The sequence below is a fragment of the Mucilaginibacter sp. P2_D11 genome, assembly GCF_056404435.1.
In genome coordinates, this window is the sequence record NZ_JBFUEA010000001.1 from 480876 (window position 1) to 507394 (window position 26519).

The 26519-nt window shown below is 48.8% G+C and carries 20 protein-coding genes, 1 tRNA gene and 1 riboswitch; of the genes, 7 read left to right on the forward strand and 14 right to left on the reverse strand.

Annotated elements, in window-relative coordinates:
* The first annotated feature begins 69 nt into the window (after positions 1–69).
* Positions 70–180: riboswitch (SAM riboswitch) on the forward strand.
* Positions 181–316: 136 nt separating this feature from the next.
* On the forward strand, positions 317–4036 hold the full coding sequence (gene metH, locus AC1DXC_RS01995; RefSeq protein ID WP_477457450.1) for a methionine synthase: 3720 nt from the start codon (positions 317–319) through the stop codon (positions 4034–4036).
* Positions 4037–4159: 123 nt separating this feature from the next.
* On the forward strand, positions 4160–5116 hold the full coding sequence (metF, locus tag AC1DXC_RS02000) for a methylenetetrahydrofolate reductase [NAD(P)H] (protein WP_477457451.1): 957 nt from the start codon (positions 4160–4162) through the stop codon (positions 5114–5116).
* 16 nt (positions 5117–5132) lie between these two features.
* Here the strand turns inward: metF and AC1DXC_RS02005 are convergent, their stop codons facing one another.
* From AC1DXC_RS02005 to AC1DXC_RS02030, 6 genes are read right to left on the reverse strand one after another with little or no spacing between them, the layout of a single operon-like run.
* On the reverse strand, positions 5133–6479 hold the full coding sequence (locus AC1DXC_RS02005; protein ID WP_477457452.1) for a DUF58 domain-containing protein: 1347 nt from the start codon (positions 6477–6479) through the stop codon (positions 5133–5135).
* A gap of 6 nt (positions 6480–6485) precedes the next feature.
* Positions 6486–7463, reverse strand: coding sequence for an AAA family ATPase (locus AC1DXC_RS02010; protein ID WP_477457453.1), 978 nt, complete (start codon positions 7461–7463; stop codon positions 6486–6488).
* The gene (locus tag AC1DXC_RS02015) at positions 7453–8643 is read right to left on the reverse strand and encodes a DUF4350 domain-containing protein (protein ID WP_477457454.1); all 1191 of its coding nucleotides are present in this window, start codon (positions 8641–8643) and stop codon (positions 7453–7455) included. Before AC1DXC_RS02015 ends, AC1DXC_RS02010 begins: the two co-directional genes overlap by 11 nt.
* The gene (locus tag AC1DXC_RS02020) at positions 8640–9371 is read right to left on the reverse strand and encodes a hypothetical protein (protein ID WP_477457455.1); all 732 of its coding nucleotides are present in this window, start codon (positions 9369–9371) and stop codon (positions 8640–8642) included. Before AC1DXC_RS02020 ends, AC1DXC_RS02015 begins: the two co-directional genes overlap by 4 nt.
* Before the next feature lie 5 nt (positions 9372–9376).
* Positions 9377–10330, reverse strand: a complete 954-nt coding sequence (locus tag AC1DXC_RS02025; protein ID WP_477457456.1) for a hypothetical protein — start codon at positions 10328–10330, stop codon at positions 9377–9379.
* Positions 10327–11283, reverse strand: coding sequence for a stage II sporulation protein M (locus tag AC1DXC_RS02030; RefSeq protein WP_477457457.1), 957 nt, complete (start codon positions 11281–11283; stop codon positions 10327–10329). The genes AC1DXC_RS02025 and AC1DXC_RS02030 overlap by 4 nt, the downstream gene beginning before the upstream one ends.
* Positions 11284–11377: 94 nt before the next feature.
* Here AC1DXC_RS02030 and AC1DXC_RS02035 point away from each other — a divergent pair, with 94 nt between their 5' ends.
* Both AC1DXC_RS02035 and AC1DXC_RS02040 read left to right on the forward strand, forming a co-directional pair.
* On the forward strand, positions 11378–12121 hold the full coding sequence (locus AC1DXC_RS02035) for an RDD family protein (protein ID WP_477457458.1): 744 nt from the start codon (positions 11378–11380) through the stop codon (positions 12119–12121).
* A 66-nt stretch (positions 12122–12187) separates the two neighbouring features.
* Positions 12188–13615: an L-serine ammonia-lyase gene (locus tag AC1DXC_RS02040; RefSeq protein ID WP_477457459.1), complete on the forward strand. Its 1428-nt coding sequence runs from the start codon at positions 12188–12190 to the stop codon at positions 13613–13615.
* A gap of 53 nt (positions 13616–13668) precedes the next feature.
* Here AC1DXC_RS02040 and AC1DXC_RS02045 read toward each other — a convergent pair whose 3' ends face one another.
* From AC1DXC_RS02045 to AC1DXC_RS02055, 3 genes are all read right to left on the reverse strand, one after another.
* The gene (locus tag AC1DXC_RS02045) at positions 13669–14493 is read right to left on the reverse strand and encodes a hypothetical protein (RefSeq protein WP_477457460.1); all 825 of its coding nucleotides are present in this window, start codon (positions 14491–14493) and stop codon (positions 13669–13671) included.
* A 108-nt stretch (positions 14494–14601) separates the two neighbouring features.
* Positions 14602–14676 (reverse strand) — tRNA-Val (locus AC1DXC_RS02050).
* A 132-nt stretch (positions 14677–14808) separates the two neighbouring features.
* The gene (locus tag AC1DXC_RS02055; protein ID WP_477457461.1) at positions 14809–15120 is read right to left on the reverse strand and encodes a hypothetical protein; all 312 of its coding nucleotides are present in this window, start codon (positions 15118–15120) and stop codon (positions 14809–14811) included.
* A gap of 420 nt (positions 15121–15540) precedes the next feature.
* Here AC1DXC_RS02055 and AC1DXC_RS02060 point away from each other — a divergent pair, with 420 nt between their 5' ends.
* Positions 15541–16248 (forward strand): ferritin-like domain-containing protein, encoded by a 708-nt coding sequence (locus AC1DXC_RS02060; protein ID WP_477457462.1) that lies wholly within the window; start codon positions 15541–15543, stop codon positions 16246–16248.
* Positions 16249–16260: 12 nt separating this feature from the next.
* On the forward strand, positions 16261–17121 hold the full coding sequence (locus AC1DXC_RS02065) for a ferritin-like domain-containing protein (protein WP_477457463.1): 861 nt from the start codon (positions 16261–16263) through the stop codon (positions 17119–17121).
* Between the two features lie 82 nt (positions 17122–17203).
* Here the strand turns inward: AC1DXC_RS02065 and AC1DXC_RS02070 are convergent, their stop codons facing one another.
* Positions 17204–19177, reverse strand: a complete 1974-nt coding sequence (locus tag AC1DXC_RS02070; RefSeq protein ID WP_477457464.1) for a DUF6600 domain-containing protein — start codon at positions 19175–19177, stop codon at positions 17204–17206.
* 182 nt (positions 19178–19359) lie between these two features.
* Between AC1DXC_RS02070 and AC1DXC_RS02075 the strand changes: the two genes are divergently transcribed.
* On the forward strand, positions 19360–20322 hold the full coding sequence (locus tag AC1DXC_RS02075; protein ID WP_477457465.1) for an isopenicillin N synthase family dioxygenase: 963 nt from the start codon (positions 19360–19362) through the stop codon (positions 20320–20322).
* 111 nt (positions 20323–20433) lie between these two features.
* Here AC1DXC_RS02075 and AC1DXC_RS02080 read toward each other — a convergent pair whose 3' ends face one another.
* The 4 genes from AC1DXC_RS02080 to AC1DXC_RS02095 form a co-directional block, all read right to left on the reverse strand.
* Positions 20434–22047, reverse strand: coding sequence for a GH35 family beta-galactosidase (locus tag AC1DXC_RS02080; RefSeq protein ID WP_477457466.1), 1614 nt, complete (start codon positions 22045–22047; stop codon positions 20434–20436).
* A 789-nt stretch (positions 22048–22836) separates the two neighbouring features.
* On the reverse strand, positions 22837–23343 hold the full coding sequence (locus tag AC1DXC_RS02085) for a GNAT family N-acetyltransferase (protein WP_477457467.1): 507 nt from the start codon (positions 23341–23343) through the stop codon (positions 22837–22839).
* Between the two features lie 12 nt (positions 23344–23355).
* Entirely contained in the window at positions 23356–23637 is a 282-nt protein-coding gene (locus AC1DXC_RS02090) for an ATP-dependent Clp protease adaptor ClpS (RefSeq protein WP_477457468.1), read from the reverse strand.
* A gap of 51 nt (positions 23638–23688) precedes the next feature.
* On the reverse strand, positions 23689–26484 hold the full coding sequence (locus AC1DXC_RS02095) for a hypothetical protein (protein WP_477457469.1): 2796 nt from the start codon (positions 26482–26484) through the stop codon (positions 23689–23691).
* Positions 26485–26519 lie beyond the last annotated feature (35 nt).

Genomic DNA, 26519 nt, shown 5'->3' on the forward strand with positions numbered 1-26519 from the left:
CTACGGCAACTTTATCTCCCCATACTTGCGCAGCCTTGCACATTACAACATTAATATTCATATTTGTAATGCTTATGGAGAAAGGCGGAGGGATTAGACCCTGCGATGTCTTGGCAACCTGTGCTTACAAGGTGCTACATTCTACTTAGCCGGGAGAAAATCGGTTAGGAAAGATAAGCGAAAGTCATTTTTTATACCCTGACTTTTCGAGATAAGCTATATACCAGTTTGCAGTAATCAGTTTACAGTTGGCAGTTTGCTATACGGTAAATTTTCTAGCTGCCTACTGCTAACCGGCAACTGCCAACTGTTTACAATGGACATTAGAAAAGAACTAGAAAAACGCATCCTGGTTATCGACGGGGCAATGGGCACCATGATACAGCGGTACGAACTCACCGAGGAGGATTTCCGCGGCGAGCGTTTCCGCGATCATGCATCCGACCTGAAAGGCAATAACGACTTGCTGAATATCACCCGCCCGGATGTGATCAAGGCTATCCATGCCGAATATTTAGATGCCGGCGCGGATATCATCGAAACCAATACCTTCAGCACACAAAAAATATCGCTGGCAGATTATCACCTCGAAGAACTCGATTACGAACTTAGCTACGAAGGCGCTCGCATAGCCCGCGAAGTAGCGGACGAATACACCGCCAAAAACCCGGCAAAGCCGCGCTTTGTGGCCGGTGCCGTTGGTCCCACAAACCGTACAGCATCGCTGTCGCCTGATGTAAACGACCCGGGATACCGCGCTGTTACCTTCGATGATTTGGCCGAAGCTTATTACGAGCAGGTACGCGGCTTGGTAGATGGTGGCTCTGATGTGCTGTTAGTCGAAACCATTTTCGATACCCTAAACGCTAAGGCTGCCTTGTTTGCCATCGACCGTTATAAAAAAGAATGCAAGGAAGCCGGTAAAGATTACCCGGCATTTAGGGATACCGGCGGTGTGATGATTTCCGGTACCATTACCGATGCATCCGGCCGTACGCTCTCGGGCCAAACGGTGGAGGCTTTCTGGAATTCAATCAGTCATGCAAATTTGCTTTCTGTTGGACTGAACTGCGCTTTAGGTGCCCGCGAAATGAGGCCGCATTTGGAGGAACTATCCGAAAAGGCAGGTGTGTATATTTCTGCTTACCCTAACGCAGGTTTGCCAAACGAATTTGGCGCTTACGACGAAACCCCGCACGAAACTGCCCACCAGGTTGATGATTTCATCAAGGCTGGGCTGGTTAATATCGTTGGTGGTTGTTGCGGCACCACACCAGATCATATTCAATGCATCGCCGAAAAAGCTGCCAGGCATCAGCCACGAAAGAAGCCGGAGATTGCGCCATTCCTGCGTTTGAGCGGTTTAGAATCCGTTACCCTTACACCCGAAACCAACTTCGTAAACATCGGCGAGCGTACCAATATCACTGGGTCGCCAAAATTCTCTAAACTCATCCTTGCCGAAGATTACGAGGCTGCCCTAACTGTTGCCCTGCAGCAGGTAGAAGGCGGCGCGCAGGTAATCGACATCAACATGGATGAGGGGATGATAGATTCGGAAGCGGTGATGGTGAAATTCCTGAATCTCGTGGCGTCTGAACCGGATATCGCCAAACTGCCAATCATGATAGATTCGTCTAAATGGACTGTGATAGAGGCCGGCTTGAAATGTTTACAGGGGAAAGGCATCGTAAATTCCATCTCGCTGAAAGAAGGCGAAGAGAAATTTAAGGAATACGCCCGCAAGATATTAAGCTATGGTGCTGCAACCGTAGTAATGGCCTTCGACGAAACCGGCCAGGCTGATTCGCTGGAACGCCGTAAAGAGATTTGCGGACGCAGCTACCGGATATTGGTAGAGGAGGTTGGCTTCCCGCCGCAGGATATCATTTTCGACCCGAACATCCTGACCGTGGCAACAGGTCTGGAAGAACACAACAATTACGCAGTAGACTTTATTGAAGCTACCCGCTGGATAAAACAAAACCTGCCTTACGCCAAAGTAAGCGGCGGGGTGAGTAATATTTCCTTCTCCTTTAGGGGGAATAACACCGTGCGCGAGGCTATGCACTCGGCATTCCTATACCACGCCATTAAGGCGGGTTTGGATATGGGTATTGTAAACGCAGGCATGTTGGAAGTTTACGAGCAGATACCAAAAAATCTGCTGGAACTGGTAGAGGATGTATTATTGAACCGCCGCGATGATGCTACCGAACGTTTGGTGGAATTTGCCGATACCATCAAAAGTAAAGGCAAAGAGATCGTCCGCGATGAGGAATGGCGTAAAGAACCTGTAGAAGCGCGCTTATCGCATGCCCTTGTAAAAGGTATCATCGAATATCTGGATGAAGATGTGGAAGAAGCCCGACAGAAATTTGCCAAGCCGTTGGAGGTGATAGAAGGCCCCCTGATGGATGGCATGAACGTAGTGGGCGACCTGTTCGGTGCGGGTAAGATGTTCCTTCCACAGGTGGTAAAATCGGCCCGTGTGATGAAGAAGGCCGTTGCTTACCTGCTGCCTTTTATCGAACTGGAAAAACAGCGCGTGATAGATGCAGGCGAAGATAGCAGCGGCAGTCGCGCAAATGCCGGCAAAATATTGATGGCCACCGTAAAAGGCGATGTGCACGATATCGGCAAGAACATCGTAGGTGTGGTATTGGCTTGTAATAACTTCGAGGTGATAGACCTTGGGGTGATGGTGCCTGCCCAGCGCATTATTGAGGAAGCAAAAAAGCAGGATGTAGATATTATTGGGCTGAGTGGTTTGATCACACCCTCTTTAGATGAGATGGTGCATTTTGCCAAAGAAATGGAACGCCAGGGCTTTACTATCCCGCTCATTATCGGCGGTGCAACAACCTCGCGTATACATGCGGCGGTTAAGGTTGCGCCAAACTATTCAGGTCCGGCTATTCACGTTTTGGATGCATCGCGTAGCGTTACTGTGTGCAGCAGCCTGATGAACCGGGATAACCGCGATGCCTATATCCAGGGCATCAAAGACGAATACGAAAAGGCCCGCGAAGCGCATGCCAACAAAAAGAACGACAAACGCTTTATCAGCATAGAAGATGCACGTGCCGGTAAATTCCAGATAAGCCTGGATGGCGATGTAGCGCCAAAACCAGCCATCACAGGCACTAAGGTTTTTGAGGATTATCCGCTGGAGGAATTGGTGCCGTATATCGACTGGACCCCATTCTTCCACACCTGGGAACTGCGCGGCAGCTACCCGAAAATATTCAACGACAAGTACGTAGGGACTGAAGCGAAAAAATTATTCGACGATGCACAGGTGCTGTTGAAGCGCATTGTTGATAACAAACTGCTGCATGCCAACGGCGTTATCGGCTTTTGGCCCGCAAACAGTGTGGGTGATGATATCGAAATTTATACTGACGATACCCGCACTACGCTGCTAACCCGCATCCATACGCTGCGCCAACAAGCAGAGAAAGCGAAGAATGAGCCCTATTATGCGCTGTCGGATTTTATTGCACCAAAAGAAAGTGGTGTGCCCGATTACTGGGGAGGCTTTGCCGTAACCACCGGCATAGGCTGCGACGAACTGGTTGCCGAGTTTGAGGCCGACCACGACGATTACAACAGCATTATGGCCAAGGCCCTCGCCGACCGCCTTGCAGAAGCCTTCGCCGAGAAAATGCACGAACTGGTGCGTAAAGAGTACTGGGGCTACAGCAAAGGCGAGCAACTGGATACCGACGAACTGATCAAAGAAGAATACCAGGGCATACGCCCGGCACCGGGATATCCCGCCTGCCCGGACCATACCGAGAAAACCACTTTGTTTGAGATACTGAAAGCCGAGGACAATGCCCAAATGCACCTCACCGAAAGCCTGGCCATGACGCCGGCCGCATCGGTAAGCGGGTTCTACTTCGCGCATCCGCAGGCGAGGTATTTTGGGCTTGGTAAAATCAGTAAAGACCAGGTAGAGGATTACGCGGTAAGGAAGAACATGCCACTGGAAGATGTGGAAAGATGGTTGGGGCCGAATATAAATTATTAATACGACGCTAATAATCAAGCGTCATTGCGAGGCACGAAGCAATCTCTACACATGCTAAGCGGCATGCAAAGCCTGGAGATTGCTTCGTTCCTCGCAATGACGTAGTAGAGAGACAATACTAAAATGAAGATAACCGAACACATCGCAAACGCTGCAGGCAAAACACTATTCTCTTTTGAGCTGATCCCGCCTTTAAAGGGGGAAAGCATCCAGGGTATTTATAACGCTATCGACCCGCTGATGGAGTTTAAGCCGCCGTTTATTGATGTTACCTCGCTGCGCGAGGATTATATCTACAAGCAGCACGAAACCGGCTTGCTGGAGAAGCTTGCCTACCGCAAACGCCCGGGCACAATCGCCATCTGCGCGGCTATCATGAATAAATACAAGGTAGATACCGTTCCGCATTTGCTTTGTGGTGGGTTTACTAAGGACGAGACAGAGAATGGCCTTATCGACCTGCAATTCCTCGGCATAGAGAACGTATTGGTACTTCGCGGCGATGCGCGCCGTGGCGATGCCTCTTTTGTGCCAACACCCAACGGCCATTGCTACGCTACCGATTTGCTGCAACAAGTAGTGAACATGAACAAAGGCATTTACCTGCACGAGAACCACGAAGGCATCCTGAAAACGGATTTCTGCATTGGCGTAGCTGGTTATCCCGAAAAACATTTTGAGGCACCAAACCTGAAAACCGACTTTAAATACCTGAAGCAAAAGGTAGACATGGGTGCGGGCTTCATTGTAACCCAAATGTTTTTTGACAACCAAAAGTATTTTGATTTTGTGAACAACTGCCGCGTAAACGGCATTAATGTACCCATTATACCGGGCTTAAAACCCATCACCACATCAAAGCAATTGGTGAATCTTTCCAAAACCTTCCATATCGATATCCCCGAAGATTTGAGCGATGCCATCCAGGGAGCTAAAGCAGAAAAGGACGTGAAAGACATCGGTATTGAATGGATGATAAACCAGTGCAAAGAGTTGGTGAAATTCGGCGCACCGGTGCTGCACTTCTATACAATGGGTAACCCTGGACCGACAAAAAGGATTGCAGAAGCGATATTTTAGGAATAGCATTCTGCCGCTATATCTTCTGCCTTGCCTTCAGCTCCAAATATCTGTTGATAGTATTGATGGTTAGGTTTTGAGGTGTGCTGAGGATAGATTGTATGCCATGGGCCGACAGTTCTTTCATGATCAGTTTCTTTTCGTAGGCGAATTTCTCGGCAATGGTTTTGACATAGATGCCTTCTACATCGCGTGCGGGTTGCTCGCTCACCCGTTTCAGTTCGGTATTCTCAAAAAACACCACCAGTAGCAAATGGTGACGCGCTATCCGTTTCAGGAACGGCAATTGCCTTTGCAAAGATGGGAGGCTCTCGTAATTGGTGAAGAATACCACCAGGCTGCGCTGCTTCAATACGTTGCGTATGGTGCTGTAAAGCGCCTCCATATTGGTTTCCAGGTAGCGGGTTTTCTCTTTGTACAAAATCTCCAGTATCTTATTTATTTGCGTCGGCTTTTTTTCGGCGGGCAATACTGAACCAATTTTTTGGGCAACGGTAATCAGCCCGGCCTTATCTTCCTTTAAAAGAGCTACGTTGCTTAGCACCAGGCTGGCGTTGATGGCATAATCCAGCAGGCTGAGGCCCTCGAAAGGCATCTTCATGGCGCGCGACTTATCTATCACGCAATACACCTGCTGCGATTTTTCGTCGGTGTAAGAGTTGGTCATCAGGTTGCCCTGCCGTGCCGAGGCTTTCCAGTTGATGTTGCGATAATCGTCGCCGGGGACATAGTTTTTAATCTGTTCAAACTCCAGGCTTTGGCCAAGGCGGCGTATTTTTTTAATGCCCAGTTCGTTCAACCGGTTAGATATCGCCAATAACTCGTATTTGCGCATCTGCAAAAAAGAGGGGTAAACGGGCAGCGTTTCGGCCTGGTCGAAATTATGCCTGCGGTTGATGAGCCCCAGCGGCGAGCGCGCGAACACCCTGATACTGCCAAAGGCATATTCGCCGCGTTTTAGCGGCCGTAGCGCGTAGGTGATGAGCTTATGTTCGCCGGCTTTTAGGGTGGTTTTAAACAAAACATCGCGCCGTTGGAACTGTACAGGTATCTCGTCTATTATCCCGGCCTGCACGGTAAACGAATAACGGTTTTCGATATAGATACCCAGCTCGTTATCGTCGCTGTTGCTTAGCCTTTCGGGCGCATGCCTTTTGGCAAATATGGCATTAGATATGCGGTAAAGCAACAGCAGGTCTGTAAACACCATGGCCATTATGCCCCAAAAGAAGAGTATAGGCACCACGCCCAACCATGGGAAAAAGAACCATAGCAAAAAAAGCACTACGCTGCTGCCCAGCAGGGCAAACAGCCTGCTGGTTATAAAAAGGTCGGTATAAAACAGTTTGAATAGCTTCTTCACCGGCGCTTATCGAGGTATCTCTATTTTCTGAATGATCTGCACTATCACGTCATCGGGCAATACGCCTTCCATTTCCTTATCGGGCGTAAGCATAATACGGTGCCTCAAAACAGGGGCAGCAACCTTAATGATATCATCAGGCGTCACAAAATCGCGCCCGTTGATGGCTGCTATAGCTTTAGCCGCATTGATGATAGCCAACGATGCACGCGGCGAGCCGCCCAGGTAAACCGAACGGTTGTTGCGTGTTTCGTGTGTTATTTGCGCCGCAAAGGCCAATAGCTTCGGCTCTACATACAGTTGGCGCACCTGCTGCCGCAAGGCTATAATATCTTCCGCTGCCAAAACAGGTTCCACCAGGTTCAACTGATCAATGGTTTTTTGCTGATGCTGCTGGGTTACTATGGCTATTTCCTCCTCCAGCGAAGGGTATTTTATCTCAATCTTGAACAGGAAACGGTCCAGCTGGGCTTCGGGCAATCGGTAGGTGCCTTCCTGGTCTACCGGGTTTTGGGTGGCCAGCACAATGAACGGCTCGGTCATTTTGTAGGTGTGACTATCCATGGTCACCTGTCGCTCTTCCATCACCTCAAACAAGGCCGACTGCGTTTTTGCGGGCGCGCGGTTTATCTCGTCGATCAGTATGATATTGCCGAAAATAGGGCCGCGCTTAAATTCAAAAGAGGCGTTTTGCGGGTTGAATACCGATGTGCCCAGCACGTCAGACGGCATCAAATCGGGCGTAAACTGCACGCGCGAATACTTCGCATCTATGGCTTTGGCAACAAGCTTAGCGGTAAGCGTTTTGGCAACACCGGGCACGCCTTCTATCAGTATATGGCCATCGGCCAGTATGCCGGCAATAATGAGGTCTATTACCTGTTGTTGCCCTACTATTATTTTGGCAAGGGTTGCTTTTATTTGCGCAACCGCATGGCTAAGCTTGCCAAGATCTGTGCGCTGTTCAAAATTTTCATTTTCCATAAGAGCCGGTTTGGGTGTAATAATTTTCTATGAGTAGGTTTAGTTGGATAAGTTCGCGGTCGGTAACTACGGCATGGCGTTCTACGTAACTGATGGCGGCCACCAGCTTTTCGGCAAGGTCGTAATCTATGCCGGTTTTGTTGGCAAAGTTTTGGGTAAAATCTTTGTCGAGTACGGTGGTTACCAGGCGGTGATCCTGCCGCAGGTGTTCTAAAAAATAGCTTGCTTTTTTCCGCGCGATGTTTTGGTTATTGCGCTTTTCGTAGTAAAGCTGGCCCACTACCTGCACAAAGCCCAGGGTACTGTTGGCCAATGGCTCAACAATGGGTATAATGCGCTGGTGCCGTTTCATTTGGTACAGCACATATATAATGAGCGTGGCAAACGCCAGGTAATAGGCCCATTTAAGGGGAGGCGATTTGAAAAATACCCGCATCACCGATTCCTCGCCATCGCGGCCCAGGGTGTAGTATTCGTCCCATATCAAATCCTTATCGGTTTTTAAGTATGATAAGGCCGTAGATGCATATGATGCTCCACCTTGTCCCAGCACACTGTAGTTGGTAAACAAATGCGGGTTGGTGTTAAGGTACAGCGCGCCTTTGCCCATAGGGAATTTGATGTACGTGCTTTGGTTATGGATGTTGTGCGCCAATACAACAGCTTTTAACGTATCGAAAGCCCCGAAATGAGCGCTGGGGAGCTCCTTTTGTACCAGGTAATTGATGTTGGTATCGAGCCTTGGGTTCATGAAATGGATGGTATCGTCATCCATGCGATACTCCGAATAACTATCCGTTTCCACCTTTAGCTCTTTGCCCAAAACATCGCCAAAATAAGTGGCCGCTATAAAAACATCATTACCTTGTTTTATAAAGGCACTGAGTTTTTTATAATCGGCTTTGTCAATGTTTACTTCATCAGCAATGATGATGTACGTGGCGTGTTTGATACCATGGTCGGCCAGTACATTGTACACCGGCTCGCGGTATGTTTTTATATCCGCTCTGGGGAAAATATCGCGCAGCTGATTGTATAGCACATAAGTACCCAGGGGTATCTTGTCCTTTTTCAGAAAGGTGGGTGTCCAGTCGATTGGTTTGGGGCGTTTATACTCGGCCACCAGGTAAACCAGCAGGAATATAGAGGCTATGCTGAGGTAGACTTTAAAATCTTTCATTTGATAGCCTTTTTGAATTGCTTGAATTGCGCACTCAGCTCGTTAAAAGCGTTGGTATCGATGTAGAAATTGCCGTACCAAATGTACTCGAACCTGTGGGTAAGCAAGCCGAAGAGCTGCCGCCTTTCTCCATCGGGTATTTCGCCCAGGTATGCAGAGTTTGTTTTTTCTATCTTCCAGTTTATCAGGTGGGCATCGTGCAGTTGCTTCAGGGTGTACAAATAGTACAGGCGCACGGCCAGCCGGTAGTTGCCCGCAGCCACCGCTTTTTCTATTTCACTATCGAAATCATACAGGTGTATATCTTCGGTAGATTCTGAATAATGTAGCGGCACAGCCCTCGCCTTGCCCCGCAGTAACGACGATGTGCTGATCCCGGATACGCGCATCAAAATATAGGTGGCTAAGCATACGCCTATGCCGATGATGATGTAATAAACTAAATCGGTTGTTTGTTTACTGGCAAACAGGTGCCTGTTTACCCAACGCCAAAAAGCACGCCAAAACTGATCCCAAAGGCTCTCGCCTTCCAAATCGTTCTTGTCGTATTTAAGCTCTGGGTCTTTTGAATAACCGCTTATCTTTTTGTTGTCGAAATAGCGCTGCTGCACCCTGCTGCTATCAACCCGTATTACTGCGGGTTTTTTGAGCGCGGGTTTGCCGGGTGCGCTATAAGTAATAGATATCACCCCAAAAACAAACAAGAGCATCAATAAAAATCTGCGCATATCCATCAGTACTCGTCGTGGGTTTCGTCAGGATAAGTAATTGTTGCTGCGGCGTCGCCAAGGGCGTTTATGCGCTCCCAAAGGCCCAGGCTTTCTTTCTCTTCCACATAGCTAAAGTAAGTAATGCCGGCTGTTACCATGGGTAATATGTTTATTGCCTGCATCAGGCTTATCACAATACTATAGATTACGATAATGTAGGTGTTAACGTTGTAAGCCAGGAACTGGACGCTGCCGCCCGATGCCACGCCGAACGGCAATGCAACCAGCAGGTAGGCCGCATACACTACAATAGCGGTTACGAAAACCACGCCGAAAGTGTTCCACCAACGGCTTTTGATTAGCCTGAAGCATTTGCCGAAGGAATACCAAAGGCCGCCGTTCTCCATAATCATGATGGGGAACAATAACGTTAATACCGTAATAAAGTAAGCCATCGGCAGCAACACGCAGAAGAATGCAACAAAGCCGCCAACCATGCTGCCGGCTATAGTGACGAAAAACATCCCCGGCAAAAAGCATATGAATATGGCAAACATCAATATGATACCCAGTATAAGGACAGAATAGGTTACCCGCCAAAAATAGTATTTGAAGTACACCCAAACTTCAGCAACGTTGGGTGGCTGGTTGCCCTTTTCTTTATATAAAGCAACATAGCAAAGGCTGGTTGTGATGATGGATATAATGTTGAGGAACGAGAACAGGAGCACCATCAGATACTCTACACCCAGGAACGAAAGCCCCGAACGGCGGTAATCGCTAAGATCGTTTTTGTGTATGGCTACCACTTTCAGTTGCATCAATATGGAGAAGATGATGTTACCGGCCATAAAAAAGCCACAAAAAACAAAGAAAGCTTTCAATAACGGTTTCCAGTTTTGGGTAACGAAGAGGATGCTATCGTTGATGATCTCGCCGAAATTGCGCGCCTGCCTCAGTTCTATATTCGGTTTCATTTTTGGGGGATATTAAGTTTACGGGCCAACATGGCTGGGTACACAACCGTGTAGCCTATGATGAATAAAAAAGAGCCGAGCAGGATGCTGCAGCTAAGCCATTTGGGCATTTCGGTGTGGCGGGTTACGAAGCTTTCGAAAATTGCTGCCAGTGCCACTATGGGTAATATGCCCAGCGTTATCTTCATGCCGTCGGCTGCGCCTTTTTTAAGCGAAGCTATCCGGCTGTAAGTTTTGGGGAAGATAAGGCTATTGCCCAAAATGAGCCCCGCACCCCCGGCTATGATAATGCAGGATATTTCAAGGGTCCCATGGATCCATACAACCAGTAAAGATTGCAGCCCCAGGCCTTTGGCGATGAAAAAATATTGGAAAGAACCCAGCATAATGGCATTTTGTAATAAAATGTAAAGCGTACCCACAGATAAGAAGATCCCGGCAACGAAATTGATTACAGTGATATAAAGGTTGTTTTCGGCTATCTGGAAGAACATCATCACCTGATCTTTATCTTTATACACGCCAAAGGGGTCGCCTTTATCGATGTTCTCGTTGGTCATATTTACGTAGTAGTCGCCCAATATCAACCGCACAAAGGTATCATCGTACTTGGCAGAGAGTGCTCCCATCATGCAAAAGGTAAAAAAAAAGATAAACGAGTAGAGCAGCTGCATGCGGTATTGGTAAAAAAGTAAAGGCAGTTCTGCCTTCCAAAAAAGCAGGAAACGGTTGTGGTCCTCCTTTTTGTTTTTGTAGATGCTTTGATGAAACCGCGATGCCAGCCCGTTTAAATAGTTGGTAGTGTTTGATTTAGGGTAGAAGGTTTTGGCGTAAGCAAGGTCATCGGTTATCATGATAAACTGGCTGGCCAGCACATCCGGATCGTTGCCGGGGATGTTCTCGAACTCCTTCCATTTTTCGGTACGTTGCTTAATAAACAGGGCCTCTCTCATTGCTTCTGTGGCTTAGGATATTTTTGTTTAAAATAACAACAAAAAAGTAAATGCCAATTAAATAAATGATAATTGGAAAGTATATTTGTTAGGTATGCATACCATCAGGATAAAAACGGCCCAAAATATTGATATTGACTACGAAGTTGCCGGTATTGGCGAGCGCACCATCGCCCGCATTATAGACTATGCTTTGTTTTTAGCCCTGTGGCTTATTTACCTGTGGCTGTTTGATGTTTTTATGTCAAAGTCGGTTTTGTTTGGCTTTACGCTACCGCAGATATTGTTTTTCGTGTTCTATGCCTTTTACGATCTGATATGCGAGGTAGTGTTCAACGGGCAAAGCCTGGGCAAATTCGTGATGAAGATAAGGGTGGTGAGCCTTGACGGGGGCAGGCCCCGCCTGGGGCAATACTTGCTGCGTTACCTCTTCCGTGCGGCCGATTTTACGCTGGCGGTGCCCGCAGTGGCCATATTTTCTGTAGCCGTAACCGAGAACAAGCAGCGCATAGGTGATATAGTTGCGAATACTACCCTAATCAAAACCAAACCTAAGGCCGGCATAAACGAGCTTAACACCGCCCTGCCTGATGAAGAATACCAGCCCGTTTTTATGGAAGCGACAAACCTTTCTGATCAGGACATCGCTTTGGTGCACGAGGTAATCAGGCATTTTCTCAAAACGGGCAATATGGCATTCGTGGATAATATGGCTAAAAAAATCCAGGATCATTTGGATATCACCCCGCCCGAAGGCCTGAATAATTATAAATTCCTGCAAACCATTATCAAAGATCATCAGCACGTTTTACTGAACCTGAACCCGCAAATAGGATAAGTTGCTTTAATTGTCCGCCATGTTTATTGTTGGTTAAACAGCCCGTATAACCCTATCTTTACGCCCATGCAACGCGAGCAAATTTCTGTATTCGATATGTTTAAGATAGGCATTGGGCCATCCAGCTCGCACACGCTTGGCCCATGGCGCGCGGCGCAGCAATTTGTGGCCCAGCTTACCCAAGAGGGCGCATTGCCTTTGGTGGTGGAGATAAAAGTGCTGTTGTATGGCTCGCTGGCCAAAACCGGCAAAGGCCACGGCACCGATATTGCCATACTGCTTGGCCTAAGTGGCGACGACCCGGTTACTTTTGAGGTAGATAAAATTGACAGCAAGATTGCGCATATAAACACCAGCCACCAATTGCTATTAGGCGGTACAAAAGCTATCAGCTTCCATTTCGAGGATGATATGTTGTTTTTGTTTACCGAGAGCCTGCCTTTTCACCCGAACGCCGTCACATTTCAGGCTTTCCTCAGCAACGGTAAAGCGGTAACGGCAACCTACTATTCAATCGGCGGCGGCTTTGTGGTAAAGGAGGGTGCCGATGCTTCGCATAAGGCGGAAGTAGATTTGCCCTTCCCTATTGATACCGCCGGCGATTTGCTGCACTGGTGCCTGAAAACCGGCCTCAAGATATCGGAAGTAGTTGCCGAGAACGAACTGGCCTGGCGCAGCGAAGCCGAAACGCACGCAGGCGTACTCCAGATATTTAAAGTAATGCAGGAGTGCATGCACCGCGGCAGCCATACCCCCGGCAACCTGCCCGGCGGCCTCAATGTTGCCCGCCGTGCATGCGCGCTCAATAAACGCCTGCTGGGCAAACGCACCTATAATAGCTATGCAGAGTGGGTGGCCGCCATCCGCGAAACAGGTAACAGCTTCCAGAATATATTAGATTGGGTGAGTTGTTTCGCCCTGGCTGTTAACGAAGAGAACGCCAGCTTTGGCCGCGTAGTTACCGCGCCTACTAATGGCGCAGCAGGAGTAATACCGGCGGTGCTGCAATACTTCATTTGCTTTTGCGATGGCTTCGACGAGGATAGGATTATACAGTTCCTTTTCACTGCATCAGAAGTGGGGAGTATATTTAAAAAAGGCGCCACTATATCCGCAGCTATGGGCGGTTGCCAGGCCGAAATTGGTGTATCATCGGCCATGGCCGCAGCTGCACTAACCGAAGTTTTGGGCGGCAGTCAACGGCAGGTACTCATGGCCGCCGAAATTGCCATGGAGCACCACCTGGGCCTCACCTGCGACCCTATAGGGGGACTGGTACAGGTTCCCTGCATAGAACGCAACACCATGGGTGCCATAAAAGCCATTACCGCAACCCAATTGGCCCTGCAAAGCAACCCCGATAAAGCCAAAGTAAGCCTGGATGCCGTAGTGCGCACCATGTGGCACACCGCCCTGGATATGAATTCCAAATACAAAGAAACATCGGATGGTGGGCTGGCGATAAATATCCCGATTAGTTTACCGGAGTGTTAGGAGCGCAACTCTTTTTCCATTAAATCACTTGCGAGGAGTATAACGATATGGGTTCAATATAACGCAAGCTCCGAGCAAACTAATGCCGTCCTTTCAATGGTAACGCTTGTACCCCTGTCGCTGTCGGGCGCGGCCTCTGTTACCGACGAGTGCGGCTCGATTTTATTAAAAGAAACGTACTCTTCCTTGTAAAGGCCGCCACTTGCTTTTATGTAACTCACTTTTACTTTCACCATATCGAGGGTATAGTCCGAATTATTGGTAACCGTAATTTTAAGGTCGGTAATACCGCCAAATAACCAGGCAACATGGTAGCTGTTTTGCTCTTCCGATACCTGGCTGTAAATATTGATCCTGGCTATCTCCCTTTCCCGTTCTTTCCTAATCCGTTCCTGTTCCTTTCGTAAGCTATCCCTTGCAGCTGCTTTTTGATGCTCTTTCTCTAAAACTTCCCTCATAATTGTCGCCTCCCGTTCCTTTTGAGAACTTGAATGCAAGTAAAGCCCTGCCATTGCGATCAGCGCCAGGGCCAAAACGGCTATCCAATAATTGGTTATAGGTTTCTTATGTTCTTTTTCCAGGTTTTGCGGTGCGGCTATAGTCTCCGTAAAAACTTCAATTTCAAGCGGTAATTCGTTCGGTATAAAACCTTTCGCTAAGGTGCCGTATGCTTCATCGTTTGTGGATAAGGCGGATTTTTCAAAATCATGAACGAAATTTTCCGGGAGCCTTATCCGCCCATTCGTGAGTTTTACAGAATAATCGAAGTCCTCGGTATAAACACTTTTCTGATAGCTCCCTATGCCGGGATTAAAAAATCTTAAACAATCTAAAATAGCTACGATGACACTTTTTTTTTCGTCTGATTGCGATGGCATAAAATGGGTTTAATGGCAGCAATGTACTTGTTTGGAAGTCTAAAAAAAAAGGCAAAGACAGGAAAGCGCAATGCAACAAAAAAGCCTCACATTTCTGTGAGGCTTCTGTGGGAGTTACTGGGTTCGAACCAGTGACCCTCTGCTTGTAAGGCAGATGCTCTGAACCAGCTGAGCTAAACTCCCTTTTTTATTTCCCTTTCTACTCGTGGATAAATCCCTTCGTTTTGGGATTGCAAATATAGAAATTGCTTCTTCACCCGCAAAAAAAAATTTAAAATATTTTTAAGTTGTAGATAGTGAGACTGTTGTACGGGCTTATACGGCCAGGTCTTGCCCCTGCCTGGGGTCCTCGGGCAAGATTTCCATCTCGGGGAAGTCGATATAATCGGCATACCATTGTATAGCACTCACCACATCCAGGGCATCCTCGGCAGAAATATGGATGGTTTCGAAAGCATATAGCTTATCATGGGCATAGCCATATAGCTGTATCTCGTTGGCATCGGCGCTAAAGGTGTCGTTATTCAGGCAGTACACCCTTATTTTCAGGCTGGTGTCCCTCGAATGGATTACGTCCCGGCAGGGGTTCTTGGGGTCGGTGGCTAATAAATATACATTATAATCCATCTGCTGTGATATTGGGAGCTTGTACTGCAATTACCTAATAACAACTAATTGGCTGCAATTGTGTTTTTTATAATGCAAATTATCGGTTTGGGGAAATACACACCATAAAACGTGAAGCAATTTCCACAATTTAATTATGCGGCATTTATAAAAGGGCCTTTTTTCGTTAGAATTAAGCCTTTTTGAGTTTCGGCACAAAGATTGAATTAGAGTTAATACCCTTCTCAAAGGGTGTTTTTCATAGGTAGATGTAGGGCCGGGATACTGCGAGAGTTTTCCGGCCTTTTTTTGTTTTAAAAAGCTTACGCCTTTTTTAGCTACTCCCGTTTTGGCTGATAAGTTTTCCGGCAAGTTAAATCCCTTAACTGCTAGCATTCGTTAATCTTCATAATTGAAACCTACAAGCTAATAATTGTACTTATGAAAACAGAAACTAACCAAACAACAGGCGGCGTAAATATGGCCAGGCGGTCATTCCTACGTTATGCCGGTACCGGCGCAGCTGCGGTGGCAGTGCTGGGTGCATCCTCATGCCGCAAGAGCTACGACAACCTTCCTGTAGATACCAGCGCGCTCCCTCATATCGATATCGGAATGGGAGATATCGGTATCTTAAACTATGCCTACGCTCTTGAGCAATTAGAGGCCGCATTTTACCTGCAGGTAATTGCTACGCCTTACAGCGGCATAAGCATTGCCGAAACGGCCTACCTTACCGATATCCGCGACCATGAAGTGCTGCACCGCGATTTTTTCAAGACGGCTTTAGGCTCATCTGCTATCGTATCTTTAACACCCGATTTCTCTACCATTAACTTCAGCGACCGCAGCCAGGTGCTTAAAGCCGCCAAAACACTGGAGGATACAGGCGTTACCGCCTACGATGGTGCAGGGTACCTTATCCAGAACCCAGATTATTTAACCATTGCAGGTAAGATAGTTTCTGTGGAGGCAAGGCACGCTGCTTTGATTGCCAACCTAATTACCCCCGGCACTTTTGTTGAGCCCGACCAGGTAGACGAGAACGGCATCAACCGATCGGCGACTATTGCCCAGGTACTAGCTGCCGCCAATACGCTGCTTAAAACTAAAGTTTATGCAGCCAGTTTTAATTACCCATTAAAATAATCCCACATTGCCATGAATTTATTTAACATACTAGACGGAATAGAAAAAGTTGATCCGGAGATACACGATAAGTTGAACCCACGCCGTGCCGCTATCAAAAACATCACCAGCTTTGGCTCTAAAGTAGCCCTGGCAGCAATGCCCTTTGCCTTAGGTACCATGTTTAAAAAGGCATACGGCGCCGCGGCATCTACCCCGGTTGTGGATGTTCTTAATTTTGCCCTTACGCTGGAGTACCTGGAAGCGGGCTTCTACAATAAAGGGATGGCTACCGCCGGCTTGATACCTTCGGCAGATCAATCTTACATCTCCAAGGTTACTAATGACGAGAACCTGCACGTTACCTTCCTGAAGAACGTAATCGCAGCATCGGGCGGCACAGCAGTTAGTGCGCCAACCGTTGATTTTACCGGCGGCAATAACAAAGGCGGCGGGCCGTTCCCTACGGTTTTCTCAAACTATAATACATTTTTAGCAGTCGCTCAGGTGTTTGAAGATACCGGCGTGCGCGCATACAAAGGCCAGGCCCCCAATTTATTGGGCAACCAGGTGGTGTTAACCGCGGCGTTAGGTATCCACGCTGTTGAAGCAAGGCATGCCTCGGCTATACGTAAATTGCGCAACGATATTGCCAACGGTGCTACCGCCATGCCTACCATTAAACCTTACATCGTTAGCACAGCATCATTAGGTAATGATACCGGTGTTGCTGCCGCAAACGGCAATTACGATGGCGAGCAAAACGTAACGCAAGGCGGCGTAAATTTAAGCTCCCTGGCTTCGGCAGCTGTAGTTACCGGTGCTTTTGACGAACCGTTAACCAAAGACCAGGTTTTGGCGCTGCTGGTTGGCAGCTTTATCGTAACACCGTAGTCCTTCCAAAAAAAACGAATATAAAAAGCGGCCCGGAATGTATTTTCCGGGCCGCTTTTTTTCAATTTGCTCTTAAGTTATATTAAGGTCGGGCAGGCCGCTGAGGGCGTTGCTGATCTTGCTGCTTTTGTTGGTCGCGTTGCTGATCTTGCTGGCGTTGTTGCTCTGCCTGTTGTCTTTGCTGCTCAGCCTGCTGTTGGCGTTGTTGTTCGGCCTGTTGCCTTTGTTGCTCAGCTTGTTGCTGGCGCTGTTGGCGTAGCTGTTCAGCTTGCTGGTCGCGGGCTTGCTGCTGTTGTTGCCTTTGTTGTTCTGCCTGTTGCTGGCGCTGTTGACGTAGCTGCTCAGCCTGCTGATCGCGGGCTTGCTGTTGCTGCTGCCTTTGCTGGTCGGTTTGCTGTTGGCGTTGCTGATCTGCCTGCTGCCTTTGTTGATCGCGAGCTTGTTGTTGGCGTAATTGCTCAGCCTGTTGGTCCCGCTGTTGTTGGGCTTGTTGCCTTTGCTGGTCGCCAATTTGCTGTTGATCGCGGCCCCGCTGTTGTTGCCTTTGCTGATCTGCCTGCTGCCTTTGCTGGCGTAATTGTTCAGCTTGTTGGTCACGAACCTGTTGCTGTTGTTGCCTTTGCTGATCGCCAACTTGCTGTTGTTGGCGTTGCTGATCCACCTGCTGCCTTTGTTGGCGTAGTTGTTCAGCTTGTTGGTCACGAACCTGTTGCTGTTGTTGCCTTTGCTGATCGCCAACTTGCTGTTGTTGGCGTTGCTGATCTGCCTGCTGCCTTTGTTGGCGCAGTTGCTCAGCCTGCTGGTCACGAACCTGTTGTTGCTGTTGCAGGTCGCGCAGCACCTGCATCTGCTGTTGTTGCTGATCGCGCTGCTGGCGTTGCTGGTCGGCTTGTTGTTGTTGGTTATTTACGTCGGTAGGCCTGCGTGGCTGTCTTACGCCATCGCCTTGCTGGCCGGTGGTGCCTGCGTTATTTGGCCTACGGTTAACACCGCCATTACCTTGCTGGCCGGCATTGCCTGTGTTTCCTCTGCGGTTAAAACCGCCGTTACCTTGCTGCCCGTTTTGGCTGCCCTGGCCATTGCCCGGGTTTCCGTTCAATACCGGTGCGTTGATACCTGCACGGTTGTTAGGGCGTATAAAGCGGCTATCGTTAGAACGCACCTCGTTGGCCAGGCGGGCTACGTTCCCGCGCTGCGTAACCTGCCTGTTGCGACTGTCGTGGCCGCCTATCTGTTGGTTAGGGTTCTGCTGCCTGTAGGCTGCACCATCTATCACGCGTTGAGGGCGTGCGCCTCTATCCCGGCGTACATCGGGCCTGTAAAAATTAACTGTATTGCGGTTAAAGCTGTTGCGCGATGGTCGGTCGGCATTATTGATGGTGTACAACCTTACCGGCCTGCGGGTATAACGCTGTATCTCGTCGCGGCGTGGGCCGCTTACATACACACGGTTGTTATACCGGTATGTATTGCGGATAAAATTACTGCGCCCGTATATAGTATGTACACGTGCATATGGCACGCAGTATTGATATACGTTTGTATAATTAATGTAAGCGTACGGCGCAAACGACCAATAAAAATCGGGGGTAGAATAGGTGTCGAAATAATCATCATCATATGATGCATTAAAGGCCACTTCAGGTGTCATCGGTGCCCAGCCATAGTAGCCGTCGCCTTCTCTCCAGTCAACCCAGGCAGGTGCCCATTCATTGCCGGGTACCCATTCCCAGCCGTAGTAATCGTCAAAAGTCCAGCGGCCATAATGGAAAGCAGCCCATCCCCAATCATAATCAGATACCCAGGTATTGCCATACGAAGTGTACACCCAATGCCCGTTGGTGGCATAAGGGCGAAAATCCTCGTCAACATCAGGCACCCACACGTCGCCGTATTTGGCATCGTAAACCCATATGCCATAGGGCGAAAGCTGATCGTAGAACTCCTGCGTGGAGATGTATTGGCCACCGCTTTGTGCGGAAGTTTTTGCAGGGGCTATAGCCATCAATAGTATGGCTAATAGTGCTGTCCCCCATATTTTGGTTAATATTTTCATAATAATTCAGGTGTAATAGGCTTATTTGCAAGTATGACTTGCCGAAATACAAAACGTTTAAACAATAAATAGTTTTAAGCCTTATATTGTATAGCAAAATGCAGGCCTACATTTTTTTCCCCGGTCATACCAAAGCATTTTTCTTTTGATAATTTTGTACGCAATAATCATACAACACACTTATGAGCACCGTAAACATTCCCCGTCTCGATCTTAATACCTATATAAACGGCACCGCCGACGAAAAGAAGCAATTTTCTGACAGCATCGGCGCAGCCTTTAACCAAACGGGCTTTGTTACCGTAACCAACCACGGGTTGAGCAAAGAGCTGATGGATAAATTATATGAGCAGGTAAAAGCACTTTTTGCATTGCCCGAGGCCGTAAAACAGCAATACGAGATACCAGCGCTTGCAGGCCAGCGCGGTTACACCGGCAAAAACAAAGAAACGGCAAAAGGCTTCAAGGTACCCGATTTGAAAGAGTTTTGGCAGATAGGCCAGGTAGACCCCGAAACTACCGCCAGCAAAGAAGACTATCCCGATAACATGGAAGTGGCCGAACTGCCGGAGTTCAATAGCACTACCGAAGAGGTTTATAAAAAGCTGGAAGCCGCCGGCAAGCACCTGCTGCGTGCGATAGCCGTTTACCTGGAACTGCCGGAGGATTACTTCGACGATAAAGTTGCCCACGGCAACTCTATACTGCGCACGCTGCACTACTTCCCGATAGAAAACCCGGATGCTTTGCCTGACGATGCCGTACGTGCAGGGGCGCACGAAGACATAAATCTGATTACGTTGCTTATCGGTGCCAGCGCCGACGGCCTTGAGCTGCTTACCCGCGAAAACAAATGGTTCCCGGTAACCGCTTTCGGCGAGGATTTGGTGGTGAACGTGGGCGATATGCTGCAGAGGCTCACCAACAACAAACTGAAATCTACCACCCACCGTGTAGTAAACCCGCCGCGCGAGCAGATGAAGAACTCCCGGTTTTCGGTACCTTTCTTCCTGCACCCCAAATCAAATATGGATTTAACCAGCCTGCCATCAACCATTGATGCTGAACACCCCAAGGTTTATACCGATATCACCGCCGGCGAATACCTGGATGAAAGGCTAAGGGAAATAGGCCTGAAGAAATAACAGGCAAGGGACTAAAAAAAAAGCCGCGTTGTATGCATTACAATGCGGCTTTCTTTTTAGTGTTTTTCTTTCAAGCGCGTTAACAGTGCCTGGAATTCTGCTACCGGGCTGCTACCTTACGCTAAGCGTTGCCTGCAGCACCGTTGGCGTTTCGCCGAAGCGTGGGCCGCCCCAGTCGGTTTCGTCGCCGTTGAGTATGCGGATGGGCCTGAACGCACCATTGCTGTACCGGCCCTCTTCTACTTTTACATATTGCCAAACTTTGCCGGCGTTGCTGCCCAGCGGCTTAAAGGTGATATGGCAAAGCGATCCTATCAGGATGAATTTGTCCTCGCTTAGTTTTACGATCATGGCACGGCCAAGGGGCTTGGCATTTGCCTGTGCATCGTTGCCGCGCCAGCCGCTACCAAAGGTTACAGTGGCTTCCCAGGCACCCAGGTTGATGGTTTGTTTGGCGTTATCCTCGCGCTCTACAACCGCGCTTATGCGGCCCTCAAAGGCCCATTGCGCCAGTTCGCGCATCATGGGGGCAGCCATTGTGTATTCCTGCGCGTAAGGGGAAAGGCGGTCGGTTGGTTCGGTGCGTTTGGCATCGGGGTGGTTGCTGTCGATGCCGAAGGGCGAAAAGCCTATGCCGCCGCGGGCAATCACCTCGTAAAGATATTTGGCCATATCTGGCGTTATGCTGGCCTCTGGCACGAAGAGGGCATTATCGGCCCTACCGTAAAGCTCCAGTACTTTCAATATCCGTTCGCTGCCTTGCAGGTAAATATCCGGGCTTAGTATGTCTATAGCCGGGGCGGCAGCTTTCCATATCGGTATCACGTTGTCAGTTGGGCCGCCGCTTTCGTAGCTGTTGGCCATGGGGTTAGTCAGCGGGTCGCGCAGGGCGGCGTTCACGTATAGGGGCAGCGGGTAAACAGCTTTGCCTGCTGCTGCAACTTTGCCAATGAAACTGGCCACGCTCCAGGCGTGGAAGTACTCGTCGGCCCTGTCGCCAAATACCTGTTGCCAGTTGCCCTGGTTGCTGCCGGTGTGGTTCAGTGCGGCTAATACGCCTGGCTTCAGTAGTTCGGCGGGTACCGCACCCTCGAACAGTTGGCGGGCGAGGGGACTATAATCGCGCATAGTATCCCAGGCGCCAGGTTCGTTCTCTACCTGCACCATAATCACGGTATGCTGCGGGTCGGCCTTTTTCAGATGGCGCATTACGTTGGTAAAGGCGTTGATGTCGGCATCCAGCGTAGCTTTTATGTGCGGCGAGGGCGAATCTACCGGCTGCCCTTTGCGCCCGGTTACGTTTGGATATTTGGCGGCATCAGCTTTCATCCACTGCGGGGTGTAGTGGTTGCTGCCGTTTTTCCAGGTGGCGAACCAAAGGAGCACCAAGCGCACTTTATGCTGCCGGGCTTGTACCAGCAGCGTATCTATTACCGAGAAATCGAACTTGCCCTGCGTGGCTTCTATCTGTTCCCAGTAAATGGGCACTTCGAGGGTGTTAAGATGCATGGTTTCTGCGGCTGCCCAAACCTGGGGCATCATGCGCGGCCAGGCACTGGAGTTATGGGCCTGCCCGCCCAGCATAAAAAAGGGCTTACCATCTACCAGCAGCGCATGGCGGCCATTTTTGTGGATGAGCACAGGGAGGGGAGAGGATGCAGACTGCCCAAAAACGCTGCCTGCTGCTGCAAGGGCCAATACGAACCAAATGGCGATAATTTTCATATACTAGATTTAACCGGTGCATAAAAGTAGGAAACATGAAGCAATAAGGCCGACCTCGAATGTTAAGGTTGATGCAATAAATGTTAGGAGGCAATGCCGTTTATACCCTTGCACCATAGGTGCGACAACACGGGTGTTGAATGTGATTTAGTTGCGTCAAGAAGCGAAGCACACTGGGTCAACATCGATAGCAACAATTCACATATAGCTTTTGGATGCTTTTGCCATGCAAACAGCGCTGGAATTTCCTGGAAATCTATAGCTGGAAATGTGCGATTTATTGGAAAAAGCTGGAATTTTTTTTCGGCCTTTACACGCCGGTTTTTGCCGAAAACAGCCATTCCATGCGAATTTGGCCCTTTTGATGCCCGCACAGGAAAAGCCATAAAAATTGCGAAAAACACCTAAAAAGCTCCGAAAAACACAGATTTTTTAAGGTGTTTTGGCAAATTTAAGCCTGTGTTAGAAGAGACATTCGGGCAAGTAGATTTACCTCCGGCAGCCCTAAATTCCACCGGGTTTTTCCAGCATTTCTGCAAAATAAAACCTGGAAAAAAACCATGTAGGCAGGGGCATAAAAAATGCGCCCTGTATCTCACGCAGGGCGCACCGTTACCGATAAATCAATAACCTCAACTAAACCCAATCTCATGGTTTACCCGTAAACCTGGTTGGACGCCAGCAAAAGACCATAAAATATTTTTGTGGAGGAAACAGGATAGATAGACCGCCCCTTTGTATAGATGAATAGCTGTTTTTAACCGATGGTATTTAGTGCCTATGCGCGCCTCAAATACGATAGAGCAACAGCGTTTCGGTGCTACCGGCCATCATAAACGGCCCCTGGTTTTGAAAGCCGAGCTTTTCTAACAAGTTTTTTGATGGGGTATTGATGGGGAGTGTAATGGCGCATAAAGCGGGTAGCTTTAAATCTTGTTGCGCATATTGGAGTACGGCGGCAGCTATTTCGTAAGCGTAACCTTTGCCTATGGCTTGGGGCATCAATGCGTAGCCTATATCAGGGCAATCGAGCGTATCGCGCTTGATGATGCCGCACATGCCAATGGGTTCCTCCTCGTCTTTGGTGGCTATTAAATACAGGCCGAAACCGTTGTCGTGGTAACTTTTTATGGGGCCGCTCAATAGGTAATTTTCAGCATCAAAAAGGGTATATACTTTTTTATCGCCGATGAATTTAAGCCAGCCGGGGGTATTGAGTAATTGGAGTATAAAGGGCGCATCGGCGGTGATGAGCTGCCTCAGGCTAAGGCGTTCGGTTTGCAGTATATCGCTCATCGGCAGGATGGATTAATCTACGCTGACGGTCAACCCCTCTTGCTGCAATATCTTGCGGTATATTTCCATTTCGGTAAATGAGCCCTCAAGCACGGCGCACTTGCCCTCGTTGTGTACTTTCCAGGCAATTTTCTCGCCCTGGGATTCGGAATAATCCAGGTACTTTATCATGCAGTATATCACATGATCGAAGGTGTTATGGTCGTCATTCCATAAAATGAGGCGGTGCATCTCTTTCAGCCCGGCCAGTATCTCTTCGAGGGTGAGCGTTTCTTCCTGTACTTCAGTTGACATATGAAGGGCAAATTTACTCAAAAAACTTCAAAACTAAAGCGTTAAGGCCAATTACTCCACCTTATATCGGTACACCTGCCTGCCCAGGTTGCCGTCATCGTCTATGCCCTCAATGATCACTCGGTAGGTTCCCTTGGTATCGGCATTGAAGTAATCGAACATGGCGGTACCGTCGGCCCCGGTCAGCACATTGGGTTTCCAGTATATGCCCGATCGCAGATCCAATATGCCGCTATCCTTATTGGCTGCGGTATATTTTGGCGTGTAATAGGTGCGTGCCTTATAATATCCTTTGAACGGATAGGTGATGAGCCCGGTGGGTGAATCTGCGGTGAGGTATTTGCGTTCGCTGCCATTCTTCATGGTGATGACTAATGCACCGCCCCCAATATCGCCGTAGATAGATTTAGCGAAATTAGTACGTAGCACCTCTATGCTATTTACGTCGGCCGCGTTGATGTTGTTAAGTTCGCTGCCCTGCAGTTGGTTTCCATCTACTATGATTACCATATCTGCATTGACGCCGCGCGAGCTATTTACCGGCGTTCCATCGGGCTTAAAGCTTATGCCGAACAGCTTACTGCGCAGGCAATCGGCTAAGTAGGCGCAATTGCCCGCCAGCTGGTCGCCCATAAGTACCTGGTCGGCATTGCCTGCGCCGTGCAGGTTTGATGAACGGGTAACCTCGGTTTTCTTTATCTTCTTGGCTGTAATGGTTACCTGTTTGAGCTCGGTGGTATCGGCACCTGCGCGTTTTTTTGTTTGAATTACGATATAGCCCGGCCGCGGCCCGCCATCTTCGAAACCGCCTGCCGAAACCAGCCGTATGTTGTCGATTTCGCCAGGCAGGTAGGCATATAACATATCCATAGATACCTTGATACCATCTAAAACTATGGATACCGGATTGCCCTCATACGTTAAGTTACCATTCATGTGTATCTGCAAAAACGGCACGCCCCGCAACAGGGCCTGATCTATAGCTACGTAATCCTTTATACGCTTCATGTCAACCAACCGCTCCGGCATTGTGCCGTTTAAATTATAATTATCGGGCTTTGCAAGTCTTTTTGCGGTAACGTTCACCGGGCCCAGTTGCTTGCCATATTTCAACGAATCATCGTGCAGCTGGCTTTGGTAAGCCGCATAACTTCTTTGCAAAGCATCGGGCGACAGATCGTTATTAGCCGCATCCTGTGCATTGCTTTTAAGTAGGTTAGGATAATCGGGCTGTTTTACATAGATGGATACCCGTTTGCCATTGTTTTGCTTGCGGGCCTGCAATACAATCTTGGCGGTATCAGACAGCACCAGGTCGGTAAATTTAAAATTGCCGCCAGCATCGGTAACGGTATCCAGTATGGTGTTTTCGCGGATGGAAGTGAGCATCAGCTTACCATTAGCAACTACGCCGCCACCGGTGGTTTTGATGGTGCCCTCCAGACTAAGGTTCTTTTCGGGCTTATTGGCTATGCGGACATCGGGCGCGGCAATGATTTGTTTCCACTCAAAGCGGCGGTAGCCCTGGGTAAGCATCAGCATATCCAGTTCGGCGCGTTTGGCATCGGTCGTGTTTACAAAGTAGTAGTTGGGCTTCTCGACATAACCCTTCAAATCGGAAGTAAGCAGCAGATGGCTGAATATAGAGCCCTCGATGGTTTCATCGGCGCCAACGCGGCTCTCGTTGATTACTGCTACCGAAAACGTGCCGGCAACCGGCTTGCCCTCATCGTTCTTTACATTAAAGCTGAGCTTCACCGGCGAACGTGCGCCGTATGTTTTGCTGTTGGATGAAAGCGCCATCTTCAGTGTATCGTTATTCTGCACGAATACGATGCGCTCATTCACGGGCTGACCATCGGCAAAGAGGGTAAACTGCACGATGCCCGATGGGAAACGCGCCTTATCTATTCCCGCGCCGAAAACAGGGGTTTTTAAGGTGCCTGCTGCGGTAAAATACACCTCGCCGCCGCTTTGGCCAACCAAAAAGAAACTGCTGTTCCGTTTGGCCTGCAATTGCTGGGCGTTGACTGATACGCGTAGGAAAAGGCTATCGGCGCGGGTGTTGTTTACCGATAGCACGTAGCCCGCTTCCTGCGGCTTCGGCAGTGGTACGTTAAAGGTGCGCCCGTCTGCGAGCTGTACTTTGGCTGAATAGGTTTTGCCCGGTTGCGGCAACAGGGCAAATACGCCCATGCCTGCATGCGCGCTTTCGAACTCGGCCACCAGGTTGCCGTCGTTATCTACAATGCTGCCTTTGATATTTTCGCCCGAACCGTTTGGGTTGACAGCCTTAAAAGCTACTTTGGAGCGTACGCCGTTTACCAGTTCGCCGCCCTCGGGGAAAAACTGCACATCGGGATTCACTTTGGCGGCTATAGCAGCCACCTGGCCGGGCGTAATGCCGCCTATATTTATGCGTTGGTTGTAAAAGTAATCGGCCCCGGCGTTACGCATCCAGGCAGTGTAGGCCCTGATGTTGTAGTTGCCAGGCTTCAGTTTATTGGATAAAGCAAAATCGCCCATGGCGATGCCCGAAGTTAGCCTGAGGTTAATACGCTTTACTACGGAGTCGGTAGGACTAATCAATTCTACATATAAAACACCGCTTAAAGCAGATAGCGCGTGGGTTTTGCCAACTACTACATAGGCCTTAAACCATAGGGTGTCGCCGGGGATGTAGTTGGGCTTATCCAGGTGCAGATAAACCTTTTCGACGGGTTTGGCATTGTACGTAGCCTTGAGGTTGTTAACAGCGGTGCTTAAAAAGGAGCTATCCTGCTGGGCAAATGCCGATGTCGACGATACGATAATAATAAAGGATAGCAGGCGGAGGGCAATCTTCATAGGGCTTAGGGTAAGTGTTGTTTTACATCGCCAAT